The sequence below is a fragment of the Novosphingobium endophyticum genome, from assembly GCF_014640675.1.
In the GTDB taxonomy this organism is placed as follows: domain Bacteria; phylum Pseudomonadota; class Alphaproteobacteria; order Sphingomonadales; family Sphingomonadaceae; genus Novosphingobium; species Novosphingobium endophyticum.
In genome coordinates this window covers 16,912-31,999 of sequence record NZ_BMHK01000002.1, presented here as the reverse complement: position 1 = coordinate 31,999, position 15,088 = coordinate 16,912, and the positions used below count along the sequence as shown (strand labels likewise).

General features: G+C 66.3%; 10 protein-coding genes. 3 read left to right on the top strand and 7 right to left on the bottom strand.

The features are described from left to right. Positions 1–104 precede the first annotated feature (104 nt). Positions 105–1,703, top strand: a complete 1,599-nt coding sequence (locus IEX32_RS01600; RefSeq protein ID WP_188767645.1) for a helicase HerA-like domain-containing protein — start codon at positions 105–107, stop codon at positions 1,701–1,703. Positions 1,704–1,748: 45 nt separating this feature from the next. Here the strand turns inward: IEX32_RS01600 and IEX32_RS01595 are convergent, their stop codons facing one another. The 4 genes from IEX32_RS01595 to IEX32_RS01580 all read right to left on the bottom strand — a co-directional run bounded on the left by IEX32_RS01595 (position 1,749) and on the right by IEX32_RS01580 (position 6,535). Continuing rightward, entirely contained in the window at positions 1,749–3,170 is a 1,422-nt protein-coding gene (locus IEX32_RS01595) for an ATP-binding protein (protein ID WP_188767643.1), read from the bottom strand. Then, the gene (locus tag IEX32_RS01590) at positions 3,167–3,901 is read right to left on the bottom strand and encodes a response regulator (RefSeq protein WP_188768142.1); all 735 of its coding nucleotides are present in this window, start codon (positions 3,899–3,901) and stop codon (positions 3,167–3,169) included. Before IEX32_RS01590 ends, IEX32_RS01595 begins: the two co-directional genes overlap by 4 nt. A 26-nt stretch (positions 3,902–3,927) precedes the next feature. Then, positions 3,928–4,518, bottom strand: a complete 591-nt coding sequence (locus IEX32_RS01585) for an EF-hand domain-containing protein (RefSeq protein WP_188767642.1) — start codon at positions 4,516–4,518, stop codon at positions 3,928–3,930. A 202-nt stretch (positions 4,519–4,720) separates the two neighbouring features. Next, on the bottom strand, positions 4,721–6,535 hold the full coding sequence (locus IEX32_RS01580; protein ID WP_188768140.1) for an aminopeptidase P family protein: 1,815 nt from the start codon (positions 6,533–6,535) through the stop codon (positions 4,721–4,723). A gap of 60 nt (positions 6,536–6,595) precedes the next feature. On the opposite strand from IEX32_RS01580, the gene IEX32_RS01575 reads away from it, so the two are divergent. Together IEX32_RS01575 and IEX32_RS01570 are read left to right on the top strand one after the other, a co-directional pair. Next, a complete protein-coding gene (locus IEX32_RS01575; RefSeq protein WP_188767641.1) occupies positions 6,596–8,674 on the top strand; it encodes a S9 family peptidase in 2,079 nt (692 codons plus the stop codon). 10 nt (positions 8,675–8,684) lie between these two features. Beyond that, positions 8,685–9,083: an acyl-CoA thioesterase gene (locus IEX32_RS01570; protein ID WP_188767640.1), complete on the top strand. Its 399-nt coding sequence runs from the start codon at positions 8,685–8,687 to the stop codon at positions 9,081–9,083. Here IEX32_RS01570 and IEX32_RS01565 read toward each other — a convergent pair. The 3 genes from IEX32_RS01565 to IEX32_RS01555 all read right to left on the bottom strand — a co-directional run bounded on the left by IEX32_RS01565 (position 9,070) and on the right by IEX32_RS01555 (position 15,077). Beyond that, positions 9,070–10,782 (bottom strand): sensor domain-containing diguanylate cyclase, encoded by a 1,713-nt coding sequence (locus tag IEX32_RS01565; protein WP_188767639.1) that lies wholly within the window; start codon positions 10,780–10,782, stop codon positions 9,070–9,072. The genes IEX32_RS01570 and IEX32_RS01565 overlap by 14 nt on opposite strands. Positions 10,783–10,851: 69 nt before the next feature. Beyond that, complete coding sequence (locus IEX32_RS01560; RefSeq protein ID WP_188767638.1) at positions 10,852–12,606, bottom strand: cation:proton antiporter domain-containing protein; 1,755 nt, start codon at positions 12,604–12,606, stop codon at positions 10,852–10,854. A gap of 92 nt (positions 12,607–12,698) precedes the next feature. Next, positions 12,699–15,077 carry an FtsK/SpoIIIE family DNA translocase gene (locus IEX32_RS01555; RefSeq protein ID WP_188767629.1) on the bottom strand — a complete coding sequence of 793 codons (2,379 nt, stop codon included), beginning with the start codon at positions 15,075–15,077 and terminating at the stop codon, positions 12,699–12,701. Positions 15,078–15,088: the final 11 nt, after the last annotated feature.

Here is a 15,088-nt window from a genome sequence, read left to right as displayed (position 1 = left end):
CTTTAGCCGCGCAATCGGCGGCTGGCAAAATCCCTCTCGCGCTTGTGCGCATGCGGTTCTATCATTGACGGAACGGCTGCGGAAATGGGGGCGTTGAACCGGTAATGCGCGACATTTTTCTGGGGCTGGGGGCGGACGGCAACGGGCAGGAACTGCGGCTGGGCCGGGCCAACCGGCACGGGCTCATCGCGGGAGCCACCGGCACCGGCAAGACCGTGACGCTCCAGACCATCGCCGAACAGTTCTCCGCCGCGGGCGTGCCCGTTTTCCTCGCCGACGTGAAGGGCGATCTTTCCGGCATCTCGATGGCCGGCAGTCCGCAATTCAAGCATGCCGACAAGCTGGAGGGCCGGGCGAGGGAAATCGGCCTGGCCGACTACGCCTATTCCGACAATCCCGCTGTCTTCTGGGACATCTACGGCGAGCAGGGCCATCCTGTTCGCACGACCATCTCGGAAATGGGGCCGCTGCTGCTGTCGCGGCTGATGGACCTCAACGAGACGCAGGAAGGCGTGCTCAACATCGTCTTCCGCTTTGCCGACGAACAGGGAATGCTGCTGCTCGATCTGGAAGACCTGCAGGCGATGCTCGCCTTCACCGCCGAGAACGCCTCGGAACTGTCCGCGAAGTACGGCAATGTCACAAGGGCCAGCGTTGGCGCCATCCAGCGGCAGTTGCTGATGCTCGACAGCCAGGGCGGCGCGCGCTTCTTCGGCGAGCCGGCGCTGGAAATCCAGGACTTCATCAGGTGCGACGATCAGGGGCGCGGCTTCATCAACGTGCTCGCCGCCGACAGGCTGATGCGCAGCCCGAAGCTCTACGCCACGTTCCTGCTCTGGCTGCTTTCCGAGCTGTTCGAGGCCTTGCCCGAAGTGGGCGATCCCGAAAAGCCGAAGCTGGTGTTCTTCTTCGATGAGGCGCACCTGCTGTTTGACGATGCGCCCAAGGCGCTGCCGGACTCCGTCGAGCAGGTCGTGCGCCTGATCCGCTCGAAGGGCGTGGGCGTCTATTTCGTCACCCAGAACCCGATCGACATTCCCGAGGAGATCGCCGGCCAGCTCGGCAACCGCGTCCAGCACGCGCTGCGGGCCTTCACGCCGCGCGACAAGAGGGCGATCAAGGCGGCGGCAGAGACATTCCGGATCAATCCCGATCTCGATGTCGAGGCGGCGATCACCGAACTCAGGGTCGGCGAGGCGCTGGTGTCCACGCTTGACGGGGATGGCGCGCCCACGGTGGTACAGCGCACGCTGATCGCGCCGCCGCGCTCGCGGCTGGGGCCGGTGACGGAAAAGGAACGCGCGATCATCCAGTCGATCAGCCCCTGCGAAGGCAAGTACGATGCCCGCATCGACCGCGAAAGCGCCGGGGAAGTGCTTGCCGCCAAGGCCGCCGATGCCGCCGCCACGGCGGAGGAAGTGGACGAGAAGGGTGAAGAGCAGGTCCGCAAGCGCGAACGCAGGCACCCGAGCCTGTGGGACGGGGTCGGCAGCAGGGTCGCCAAGGCGGCGGCGGGCGCTGCCGCGGCGAGCGCGGGTTCGATCCTCGCCCAGACGCTCAAGGGCAGGAAAAGCCGCGCCAATCCCGGCGCCTCGGCGGCAAGCGCTGCGGCGGGAACCATCGGCGATACGCTGGGCAGGGCTATCGGCGTACCGGGGATAGGCCGCTTCGCGCGCAATCTGATCGGTGGCCTGATGCGATAGCGCCGGGGCCGCGCGGCCGATCGCGGTTTTCGTCCCGCGTCGGGATCAGGTGATCGGAATCTCCAGGCGCGCGGTCAGGCCTACTGTCTTCCCGTCCCCGGAAAGGCGGTTCGAGAGCCTGAGCGCCCCGCCGTGCTGATCGGCGATCGCGCGGGCCAGCGCGAGTCCCAGCCCGGCGCCACCGGTCGCCGTGTTGCGCGACGGGTCGCCGCGCGTGAAGGGGTTCGTCATCGCCTCGATCTCGTCCTCGGGAATGCCGGGGCCGTCGTCGTCGATGAGGACGATGGCACGGCTGCCCTCGTGCCGCAGCGAAACCCTGGCTCGCTGGCCATAGCGCAAGGCGTTGCCGATCAGGTTGCGCAAGGCGCGGCGCAGCCAGGTCGGGCGCAGTTCGAGGACGATCCGCTCGCTTTCGCCGAGTTCGACCGCCTCGCCCATGTCCTCGTATTCCTCGACCACCGAGGCGACCAGCGCGGACAGTTCGGTTCGCTCCAGCGGATCGCCGGGCCGGCCGACGCGCGCCAGCGACAGGATGTCGTCGAGGGTGCGCACGATGTCTTCGATGGTCGCGGCCATGCGCGCGCGCTCGCTTTCGTCCTGCACCGACTCGATGCGCACGCGCAGCGCCGCGAGCGGGGTCTTGAGATCGTGGCCGATGGCGCCGAGCATGACGTCCTTCTCATCGAGCATGGCGGCGATTCGGCCTTCCATCGCGTTGTGCGCCACGATCAGGCGGCGCATGTCGTCGGGGCCGGACGGCGCGAGCTGGCCGTCCGCGTCCTGCCTGACCGCGAATCGCTCGACCCGGTTGGTGAGGGCGGCGAGCGGGCGGGTGATCCGGCGCAGGATCAGGGCGACCGCGCCGACCAGAACGATATAGATCACCAGCGTCTGGAGAATGAGCGGCGTCACCAGGATGTTCACCGCGCGCGGCGTACGCACGCGGGCGACCATCCAGGTCTCCTGCTGCAACGGTCGCACGGCGACCACTAGCAGGTGATTGTCCATCACGTCCCGCGTCTTGCCCTGCGCCCAGCGATGATGGCGGGACCGCGCGAGGGTGGCCGCCCGCGCCACGGGATCGGCGCCGACCGAACGATGAACGACGGCGAGTTCGGCCTTGGGGAAATTCTGGTCATTGAGAATCTGCGCCAGTTTCCTTTCCGCCCGGCTGTCCCGCGCTTCGCTGGCCGCGATGGGGGCGGCGGCGCTGTATTCCACGTCGAAACCGCGCGGCGGAATCCCGCCGAACGGCACGTCCGGCCTACGCAGGCGCCGGGAGTACCAGCCGGGTCCGCGCGTCTCGGCGATCAGCCGGAAGGCGGCGGCATTGAGCATGCCGACTTCGTAGCTTTCGCGCTGCGCCCGGTAGATGAGCACCGCGCCCAGTCCCTGCACCAGCAACAGCGCCGCTGCCACCGCGAGCAGCATCTGGCCCATCAGACTGCGGGGACGCGGAATCCTCATTCGGCGTCGAGCGGCGCGCGTCTGACGTCGGTGGCCAGCATGTAGCCGCCGCCCCACACGGTCTGGATCAGCTGCGGATTGCGGCTGTCGGCCTCGATCTTGCGGCGCAGGCGGCTGACCTGGTTGTCGACCGCGCGGTCGAACAGGTGCGCCTCGCGCCCCTGCACCATGTCCAGCAGGCGGTCGCGGTCGAGCACCTGCCGGGGATGTTCCAGAAAGGCCATGAGCAGGCGGAACTCAACCGACGAAATGGCGACGACGGCGCCTTCGGGATCGATCAGCCGCCGCTTGAGCGGGTCGAGCCGCCAGCCTTCGAACATCAGGGCCTCGTTCTCGGTGGGCACGGCGGGCGCGCGTGCGGAGCGCCGCAGCACGCTGCGGATCCGCGCCACCAGTTCGCGAGGTTCGAAGGGTTTGACCACATAGTCGTCGGCGCCGATCTCGAGGCCGACGATGCGGTCGGTTGCCTCGCCGCGGGCGGTGAGGAAGATGACCGGCAGATCCTGCGTCTCGACCAGATGGCGGCACAGCGAAAGGCCGTCTTCGCCCGGCATCATGATGTCGAGCAGAACGAGGTCGGGCTTATCCTCGCGCAGGCGGCTGCGAGCCTCGGCCGCGCTGGTCGCCTGAGTCACGGCGAACCCCTGGCGCGAGAGGTACTCGGCCAGGGGTTCGCGCAGGGCCGCTTCGTCATCGACGAGAAGCAGCTTCGGGGGCGAGGTATCGTTCATCCGGTTCCTGGCTTCGCGCCCGCCGTTCAGTTGGAGGTGCCGGTCTTTTCCGCTTTCCTGGCTTTCCATTCGGCCTTCATCTTCTCGCGGGCGGCCTCGCGTTCTTCCTTGGTGACGTTGCCATCCTTGTTGGCGTCGGCCATGTCAAAGCGCTTGTTTGCCGCCGCGAGGAACTCGGCCTGGGAGACCGCACCGTCGTTATCGGCGTCGGCCTTCTGCATCATCATCATGCCATGGCCTCCGCCGTGCTTGCCGAGATGCTTGCCCATTCCGGCGCCGTGGTGCCCGCGCATCCCTTCGCGTCCCGGGCGCTTGCCGGCCATGAACTCCTGCTTCGAGATGCTGCCGTCCTTGTCGGTATCGAGCATTTCGAACATCTTGCCGCGCATCTCCTGATGATGCGCTTCGCGGTCGCTCTGGTCGAGCTTGCCGTCCTTGTTGGCGTCGAACTTCGCGAACATCGCCTTGGCGGCCGCCTGCGCTTCGGCGCGGGCGATGACGCCGTCGCTGTTGGCATCGAACCCGGCCTTGTCACCGGACATCTGTGCATATGCAATTCCGCACATCGCCAGCGCGGCGGCGGAGATCGCGATCGAAATGCCTTTGATTCTACGCATTGTCGTTGTCCTTCCTGCTCCCGAAAGAATTGTGTGAAAGTCGCGGGGCCGGGGAAGGGAGGGGGGAAAATCGTGCCCCGCGACTTTCTGTTGTCCTGTCTAGGCATCGCTTGTCGCGCAGTTATGCCGGAAAACCGGCTTATTGTCGCGAATTGTCACAAGCGGAGAGGGTTGTTCATGGACATGCAAGGAATCCAGCCGCTCACAAGGGCGCGCACTGGGCCTCGAGCCAATCCCTTGCCTCGCCTTCGAGCTGCGGGCCGATCATATCGAGAACGCGCGCGTGATAGGCGTTCCACCAGTCCGTCTCAGCGGGCGTCAACAGGCGCGTGTCGACGAGACGGCGTTCGATCGGCACCAGCGTCAGCGTCTCGAAGCCGTGGAATTCACCTTCCGCACCCTCGATCTTTCGCGGTTCGACCAGGACGAGGTTCTCGATGCGGATGCCGTATTCGCCCGCCTTGTAGTATCCGGGCTCGTTCGAGACGATCATGCCGGGTATGAGGGCTTGGTCGGCCCCGGCCTGCCCCCCCGCCGACTTGGCGATGCGCTGCGGGCCTTCGTGGACCGAAAGGAACGAGCCGACGCCGTGGCCGGTGCCGTGCGCGTAGTCGAGCCCCGCCGCCCAGAGGAACTGGCGCGCGAGCGCGTCGAGCTGGCTGCCGACCGTGCCTTTGGGAAAGACCGCGCGGGCAAGCGCGATATGGCCTTTGAGCACGCGGGTGAAGCGGTCCTTCACCTCCTCCGGCGGCTCACCCGGACCGACCCAGACCGTCCGGGTGATGTCGGTCGTGCCGTCGGGATACTGGCCGCCGGAATCGACGAGATAGACGCTGTCCGGCTCGAGCGTGCGGTTGGTCTCCTCCGATACGCGGTAGTGGACTACCGCGCCGTTGGGGCCAGCGCCGGAAATCGTGTCGAAGGACAGGTCGCGTAAGTCGCCGCAGGCCTGGCGGAACGCCAGAAGCCGGTCGGCGGCCGCCATCTCGGTCACTTCGCCCTTCAGCGCCTCGACCGAAAGCCAGTGCAGGAAGCGTGAGACGGCGCCGCCGTCGCGGGTCTGGGCGTTGCGATGCCCCTGTTGTTCGACCGGGTTCTTGATCGCCTTGGGCAGGACCACGGGATCGCGTTCCTCGACCACGTCCGCGCCCGCACGGTTCAGAACCTCGAAGATGGCGCTCACCGCCCGTTCGGGATCGACCGCGACGCGCTTGCCGGAAAGGCTTTCAAGGCCCGCCACGAACTGGTCGCGTGCGCTTATGCGCACGGCATTGCCGAGGTGCTGGCGAAGCTGCGGCGTCACCTTCTCCTCGGCGATGAACAGGTCCGCCGTGCCGTCGGCATGGGCGATGACGTAGGACAGCGCCACGGGCGTGCGCTCCACGTCGGTGCCGCGAATGTTGAGCAGCCACGCGATTGAATCGAGCGCGGTGATGACCGCCGCGTCAAGCTGCTTGCCCGCGAGCCATTCGGACACGGCGGCGCGCTTGGCTTCGCTCGATTCGCCGGCGAACGCGTCGGGATGGACCAGCGCGGGCGCTGCAGAGGGGGCAGGCTGGTCGTCCCAGATCGAGTCGACCGGGTTGCTTGCGACCGGTGTGAGCTTGCCTCCTTTCGCCGTGATGGCCTTGTTGGCCGCCTCGACCCAGCCTTTGCCGTGGAGCCACGCGTCGTAGCCGAGGTTGATGCCCTGCGGGGCATGCTCCTCGAGCCACCTGGCGATGCTGGTCTGCGGCACGCTCTCGTAGTCATAGAGCCGCCCGTCGACCTGATCGCGCACCTGCAGCGTGTAACGCCCGTCGACAAAGATCGCCGCCGCCGGCTCAAGCGCCGGGTCGGTCAGGACCACGACGGTGCCCGCCGATCCGCCGAAGCCGGTCAGCCAGGCAAGACGCTGGGCATAGGCGCCGACATATTCACTCATGTGCTCGTCGGAGATGGGAATCACGAAGCCGTCGAGACCGCGGGATTTCAGCTCCTTGCGCAAGGCATCGAGGCGCGCTTCGTCGGTATTCATCAACATGGGATCGACATCCGAATTGCAGGGCGACTTGCGAGGGTCATCCCGCCAACATAGATGCGGGGCATGGCAGATTCCACCCAGACCCTGATCGGTCCCCCGCTGGCGGCGAAGAAGCCGCATTCCTTCACTCACCACGGCGTCACGCTCACCGACGATTACGCCTGGCTGCGCGACCCGGGCTATCCGCAGGTCACCGACAAGGAAGTGATCGCGCACCTGGAAGCGGAGAACCGCTGGTTCGAGGCGCGCATGGCCGATCGGCAGGACGCGATCGAGTCGCTCTTCAGGGAAATGCGCGCGCGCATCAAGGAAGCCGACAAGTCCGTGCCGCAGAAGGACGGCGACTGGCTCTACTGGATCGAGTTCGAGGAAGGCGCGGAGTACAAGAAGTGGTGGCGCCGGCCGGTCGGCGGCGGCGAGGACGAACTGATCCTCGACGAGGTGGCGCTGGCCGAGGGTAAGGAATACTTCCGCCTCGGCGCGATCTCGGTGAGCAACAATGGCAGGCTGCTCGCCTATGCGTTCGACGATAACGGCTCCGAGCGTTACACCGCGCGCATCAAGAACCTCGAGACCGGCGAATTGCTGCCGGACGAGATTCCCGGCACGCTCTCCGCGCTGGTGTGGGTCGGAGGGGGCAAGGGCCTCGTCTATTCGCTCGCCAACGAGCAGTGGCGGACCGACAACGCCCGCCTGCACTGGCTGGGCGATTCGCTGGACAAGGACGTCGAGCTCTATCACGAGGACGACGAGGGCTTTCGCGTCGGCTCCTCGCTCTCGTCCAACGAGAAGTGGCTGATGATCTGCACCAGCGACCACGAGACGAGCGAAGTGCGCCTCATCAGTGCCGACGATCCGCTGGGCGACCAGATCCTCGTCAAGCCGCGCGTCAAGGGCGTCGAGTACGACGTCGATGAGCGCGAAGGCGTGCTCTACATCCACGCCAACGACACCCACGAGAACTTCCGCCTCGCCACCGCGCCGCTCGACCATCCGGGCGACTGGACCACGCTGATCGCGGGCACGGATGAATTCTACCTCACCGGCGTGGACCTGTTCCGCGATTTCTACGTGATCGAGGGACGCCGCGCCGGGCTCGACCAGATCGAAGTGCGATATTACGACGATCCGGCGCGCGTGGAGCCGATCGCGTTTCCCGAGGCGAGCTATTCCGCGGGCCTTTCCGACAATCCCGAATGGCACATGGACAAGCTGCGGCTCAGCTACGAGTCGATGGTCAGCCCCGCCACGACCTACGACTACGACGTGAAGGGCCGTTCGCTGGAAACGCTCAAGGTCCAGGAAATCCCCTCGGGCTACGACGCCTCGCTCTATGCTACCGAGCGGCTGGAGATCACCGCGCGTGACGGGACTGCTATCCCCGTCAGCGTGGTCTACCGCCGCGACCGGACCGGTGCGGGGCCGCTGCACCTTTACGGCTACGGCGCCTATGGCATCGCCATCGAGCCGGGCTTCTCGACCACGCGCCTCAGCCTCGTCGATCGCGGCTTCGCCTTTGCCATCGCGCATATCCGTGGCGGCGACGACCTCGGACGCGCCTGGTACAAGGCGGGCAAACTGGAGCGGCGGACCAACACGTTCAACGATTTCGTCGATGTCGCCAGGGGCCTGGTCGAGCGCGGCTTTACCGCGCCGGGCAATATCTCGATCTCGGGCGGCTCCGCGGGCGGCGAACTGATGGGCGCGGTGATCAATTCCGATCCGGAGCTGTACGGCGCGGTCGTCGCGCATGTGCCGTTCGTCGACGTATTGAGCACGATGCTCGACGAAACGCTGCCGCTCACCCCCGGCGAGTGGCCGGAGTGGGGCAATCCGGTCGAGGACAAATCCGCCTTCGATCTGATCCTGAGCTATTCACCTTACGATCAGGTCAAGGCGCAAGGCTATCCACCGATCATGGTCACCGCCGGCCTCAATGACCCGCGCGTGACGTATTGGGAACCGGCCAAGTGGGTCGCGAAACTGCGCGAGCTGAAGACCGACGGGCACGAGCTGATTCTCAAGACCAACATGGGCGCCGGGCACGGCGGCAAGTCCGGCCGGTTCGAGAGCCTGCGCGAAACGGCCGAGGAGTTTGCCTTTATCCTGTGGCAGTTGGGCGTGGAGGTGTGATTTCTTTCCTGTGACCAACTCCTTCACCTGCACTTTCACCGCCGAGCGGGAGCACATCGATCAGATGGGCCACGTCAACAACGCGGTCTGGGTGCAGTGGATGGAGGCGATCGCTACCGCCCATTGGGAAGCCGACGCGCTGCCCGAGCACAAGGCCCGCTACGCGTGGGTCGTGGCCCGGCACGAGATCGACTATCGCGGCAATATCCGCGAGGGCGAGAGCGTCGTGGCGGAGACTTTCATTCCTGATGCGCCGCAAGGCGCACGCTTCGACCGCCGGGTGGATTTCCGCAACGCGGCGGGCAAGGTGATCGTCTCGGCGCGCACGACGTGGGCGATGATCGACATCCAAAGCGGGCGGATCATGCGCGTTCCGCCGGAGATCGCGGCGCGTTTCAGCGCAAGTTGACGATCGTCGCCCCCGTCGTCGGGGCAGATGCGGCGGGCGCAGCCAGTGTGATGCATTCGGTGCAGTTCCGCCCCACCGCTTTCGCCGCGTAGAGCAGGCGGTCGCACTGCGCATAGAGTTCGGCAAAGCGCATCGGGGCGCTGCAAGTCACCATGCCCATGCTTGCCGTGACAAGGCGCTCGAGCCCGGGCACCTGGGCCGCGACCCGCGCCGGAACGGACTTGCGCCGGCGTTCTGCGCGTTCGGCGGCATCCTTGCCCCGCGCCAGCAGCAGGAATTCCTCGCCGCCGATGCGCACCGCCACCGTGTCCTCGTCGGGCGTCAGCGCGAGCGCGACGGCCCGCAGCACAGTATCGCCCGTGGCGTGGCCCAGGGTGTCGTTGATGACTTTGAAGTGATCGAGGTCCAGCAGCGCCATGGTGTCGAACCCGTCGCGGACGAGCCCGTCGAACCGTTCCTCGATCCCGCGCCGGTTGTAGAGGCCCGTCAGCGGATCGCGTTCGGCCAGCTTTTCCAGAATCCTGGTATGGGCAAGCGCCTGGTCGCGCTGGCGCTTGAATGTCATGAAGCGGTCGGCGACACCGATCGAGGTCACGATCACTTCCCAGCCGATCGAGACGTGCTGTTCCAGCATGAGTTCGGCCGGCGTCTCGAAAATGCCCAGTGCGGAAACGATGCGCAGCACGCCCATGAGCATCATCGGCGCCCAGGCGACGATCTGGAACAGGATGGCGCGGCTGCCCCGGTTCGCCGCTGTCGCCATGACCCAGGCAAAGATCAGGATCACCGGCAGGTAGCTCGCCAGGTAGGCCTGGGCGGAATAGGGGCGGATGGGGTCACCGGTGAAAAGGTAGATATAGCTCCATGCAATGATCCACGGCCCCAGCCAGCGCAGGAGGCGAATCTGGATGCGGTCGAGCTTGCCCGGTTCGATCAGCTCGCTGATGAACAGCGATGCAGTGGCGATCGCCATCGCCCAGCTTCCGGCCGACAGTACGCTGAGTTGCATCATCGACAGCGAGAAGAAGCGGTTGATCAAGCCGGTGGTGACGACGGTCTGGATCAGCATGAAGAACACGGCGGCGGTATGCCACAGGACGAAACGCTGGCGCAGCACCCGGAAGAACGCGAAGTTGAGGACGAGCGGCACGCACAACAGCCCGCAGAGCCAGGCGATGACGAGTTCCGACCGGCCGACATCCGCCGTGTCGGGCGCGGAGCCGATCCGGGCGCTGGTCAGCATGCCGACGTGGCGGGGCAGGTCGACCTCGACGACATAGGCGGCAACCGGCTCCGAAAGGCGTGGCAGCGCGCCACGCATCAGCCAGTCGTTGGTGGCGAAGGTCATGTCATCGCGGTCGTAGGCCAGCGTCGCCGTCGCGCCGTCCTGGCCGATGGCGGTGACCCGCAGCGACGAAAACAGCGTCAGCCGCGTGGTCAGGATCGGATCGGAGATCGCCTTGCGACCGGTCATGTCGAAACGGACGAACGCACGCGGCGTGACGATAGACGCGCCTTCGCCCTGACATGCCCAGCGCGCCGGATCGCGCGCGATGTCCGCATAGCCGGTGTCGAGCGATGCTCCGGCAAAGCAGGTCGATCCCGCCGGAAATTCCTGCGTCGGGCGCGCGGCGGCGGGACCGCCGGCCCACGCGAGCAGCAGCGCGACGACCAGCATGTTCCACAAGCCCCGGTGCATTCACATGGAATGCACCAGTGCCCTGAAAATAGGGTTAACTGAACTTGAGAATCTTGACGGAGAACAGCCTCATCGCGGGTCGCGGATCGGCTGCGTGATGATCCGGTCGCGCGCGGCGCGAAGATCGTCCGCCTCGATCTGGAGCGAAAGCCGTTCCTTGTCGCTCGAACGGTACATGCTCTCCGCACGGTCGATGTTCTCGAGCGAAAGGCCCGTTCCCTCCAGCGCCGACCGCGCAAGCGCGACCGCTGATTCGATTACCTCGCGGGACATCGACTTCACCGGTGCGTCCTTGAGCCGCAGCAAGGCGCGGCGGTCGAAGACCCGGGCATGGATATCGGCGTCGGGGAACGCGCCGTGAACCGCGTGGAGCAAGCTTTCGCTCAGCTGGTTGCCGTCGATGCAGAACACGATCATCTGTGCCTCGCCGGCGCCGGCCTGGCGCAGCAGGTCGATGCGGGTGCCGTCGCCGAAATAGACCTTGGCGCCGAACGAGCCGGCGACGTCGATCATTTCGATGTCGTTGTCGATCAGCGTGACCTGTATGTCGGCCGCGATCAGCATCTGCGCCACGGTCTGCCCGAAGCGGCCATAGCCGACGACGAGCGCGCTGGCGCCATCCGCGCGTGGTGACTCGCGCTCTTCCTTGCTCGCGGGCATTTCCCGGATGCGGCGGGTCGCCATCATCAGGAACGGCGTGGTGACCATCGAGAGAGTGACGATCGCGCCGAAAAGGCTCGCCGCCCGGGGCTCGATCAGCCAGGCGTTCTGCGCCTGGGTGAACAGGACGAAGCCGAATTCGCCGCCCTGGCTCAGCAGCAGGCCGAGCGCGAGCGCGCTGCGCCAGTGCATGCGGAAGGCGAGTGCGAGGCCGAAGATGATCGCGGACTTCACGGCGATCAGCGCGGCGGCCATGGTCACAACGAAGAGCGGCCGCTCGGCGATCGCGGAAAGGTCCAGCATCATGCCGACCGAGATGAAGAACAGGCCGAGCAGGATGGAGCGGAACGGTTCGACGTCGGCCTCCAGTTCGTGCCGGTACGGCGAATCGGCCAGCATGACTCCGGCGATGAACGCGCCCAGCGCGGTCGACAGGCCGAGCGATTGCATCAGCGCGGCAGAGGCAATCACCGTGAAGAGCGCGGCGAACACGAACATCTCCCGCTCGCCGAGGTTGCCGATCAGGCCGAACAGCGGCCGGATGACGAAGCGTCCCGCGGCGATCAGGCCGGCGATCGCACCCACGGTCAGCAGTGCGAGCTGCCATCCCGGGGGCCCCTCGGTCAGGTTGGGATTGCGATTCATGGCCGCGACGATCGTGATCAGCGGGATGATCGAGAGGTCCTGGAACAGCAGCACCGCGAAGGCGCGTTCGCCGAACGGGGTATGCAGGCGTCCGGCGCTTTGCAGCATCGGCAGGACCTGCGCGGTCGAGGACAGGCCCAGAGGCAGGCCCAGTGCCAGCGAGGCCTGGAGGCTGAACCCGGCGAAATGGTGGATGACCGCCGAAATCGCGAGACCGCAGAGCACGACCTGCAACAGGCCAAGCCCGAATATCTCGTGCCGCATGCGCCACAGCCGGCGCGGCGCCAGTTCCAGGCCGACGATGAACAGCAGCAGGGTGATGCCGAGTTCGGCAATTCCGATCTTGCCTTCCGGATCGCCGATCAGACCCAGCACATAAGGACCGAGCACCGCGCCGGTAAGAAGATATCCCAGCGTCGCACCCAGCCCGAGCCGGCGGAACAGCAGTACAAAGACGAGCGCGGTGCCGAGCAGCAGGAAACCGTCCCTCAGCAGGAATTCCTGCGTATTGTGTTCCATTGGGGTCTTTCCGGTGAGCGGGTAAGCGGCCTGGGGCGTTTCTGTTCAGCTCTGGTGTTCACGACGTGCGGTCTGGGGACCAATGCGTAAACTCACAAAGGGTTGCCGTATTCGTCGCGATAGATGTCGCGGCGGCCGACGTGGTTGGCGGGGCCGACGAAGCCGTCGTTCTCCATGCGCTCGACCCATTTGGCCGCGGTATTGTAGCCCACGCCCATCTGGCGCTGGAGCCAGGAGACCGAGACCTTCTGGTTCTCGAACACGAGCTGGCAGACCTGCCGGTATTTGCGTTCCTCGGGCGCGTCGGACGCGGTGGCGTCGAGATCGTCGAAGCCGAAGCTGCCTTCCTCCGGCTCTTCGGTGACGGCGTCGATGTAATCGGGTTTGCCCTGCGTGCGCCAGAAGTCGGCGACGCGCTCGACTTCCTCGTCCGAGACGAAGGGGCCGTGGACGCGCTTGATCGGGTCGGTATTGGGCTTGTAGAGCATGTCGCCCTTGCCCAGCAGTTGCTCGGCGCCCTGTTCGCCCAGGATCGTCCGGCTGTCGATGCGGCTGGTGACCGCGAAGGAGATACGCGTCGGCAGGTTGGCCTTGATGACGCCGGTGATGACGTCGACCGAGGGCCGCTGCGTCGCCATGATGAGGTGGATGCCCGCCGCACGGCTCTTTTGCGAGAGGCGCTGGATCAGGACTTCGATCTCTTTGCCGACGGTGACCATGAGGTCGGCCAGTTCGTCGACGATGAGGACGATCTGCGGCAGAACCTGATAGTCGAGCTGGTTTTCCTCGTAGAGTTCCTCGCCCGTTTCGGGATCGAAGCCGATCTGCACGCGGCGCCCCAGCGGCTTGCCCTTGGCGGCGGCGGCGCGGACCTTTTCGTTGAAGCTGGCGAGGTTGCGCACCGAGATTTCGCTCATCTGGCGATAGCGGCGCTCCATTTCCTCGACCGCCCATTTCAGCGCGCGCACCGCCTTGGGCGGCTCAGTGACCACCGGCGAGAGCAAGTGCGGGATGTCGTCATAGCTCTTGAGTTCGAGCACCTTGGGATCGACGAGGATCAGGCGACACTGAGCCGGGGTCAAACGGTACAAAAGGGACAGCAGGATGCAGTTGAGCCCCACCGACTTGCCCGAACCGGTAGTACCGGCGACCAGCAGGTGCGGCATGGCCGCAAGGTCGGCCACGACCGGCTCGCCGGCGATGTCCTTGCCCAGGATGATCGGCAGCATGCCCTTGTGATGCGCGAAGTTCTCCGAGGCCACCATCTCCTTGAACGAAACCATCTGCCGATTGGCATTGGGCAGTTCGATGCCCATGACCGTCCGCCCGGGAATCGAGGAAACGCGCGCCGAAATCGCGCTCATGTTGCGGGCGATGTCGTCGGCAAGGCCGATCACGCGGCTGGCCTTAATGCCCGGTGCCGGTTCCAGTTCGTACATGGTGACGACCGGACCGGTGCGCACGGCGGTAATCTCGCCCTTGACGTTGAAATCGTCGAGCACGGTTTCGAGCAGGCGGGCGTTCCGTTCCAGGCTCAGCTTGTCGATCTTCGGCTGCGCGTTCGCGGGCGGATCGGCGAGGATGTCGAGCGGGGGCAGCTCGTACTGATCGAACAGGTCCTTCTGCCGGCTGCCCGAGCCAAGCTGGGCGGGGCGCGCGGGCGTCGTCGGATCGACGATCTGCGGCGTCTTGCGCGCGGTTTCGCTGGAGGGCGCGGGCGTTGGCGCTGTCGGGCGCGACGGCGCGCCGGGCTTTGCCTGCTCGTCCTCCCCGCCGCGCGCGAAAGGCAGCTTCGAGGCGGAGGGGAGCGCCTCGCGCACGCGGCCGATGCGGCCGGGCAGGGTCAGCAGGCGGATCCAGTCGATGGCGAAGACCTTGCCGATCAGAACGAAGCCGGTGGTCAGGCAGGCCAGCGCGAAGCCGAGCGTGACCCAGCCCGCGGCCCCCTCGGGCGTCAGGCCGGAGAGCCCGGTGACGGCCTTGGCGCCGAGCAGACCCGCGAGGCCGCCCCATGAGGCGGGCAGCGTTCCGCCCGGCTCGTCGATCCACAGCGAGAGCACCGTCGCGATGAGCAGCATCGCCAGCAGCAGCATGCCGACCGGGCGCCACCAGCGCTGGTTGGAATGTTCCATCTCGCTGTCGTCTTCCTCGACCAGCAGCCACAGCTTGCGGGCGAAGACGTAGAGCAGCGGCACGAACAGGGCGGAGACGGGGCCGAAGAGCGTCAACGCGAAATCGGCGACCCAGGCGCCCGCCGGCCCCATCCAGTTCTGCACGTCGCCGCTGGCGGCGGTCGAGGCCGAGGGGTCGGTCTGGTGATAGCTGACGAGAGCCAGCGCCAGGAAGGCCATCGCGGCGAACAGCGCGAGCGCGCCGCTGAGCTCGCTCGCGCGGCGCAGGCTGCGCTTCAGAACCGCGCGCCAGTTCGGCTTGGCGATGCGCCGTCCGGACGCGATGGGCCGTGTCGCCATGTGAAATTCCC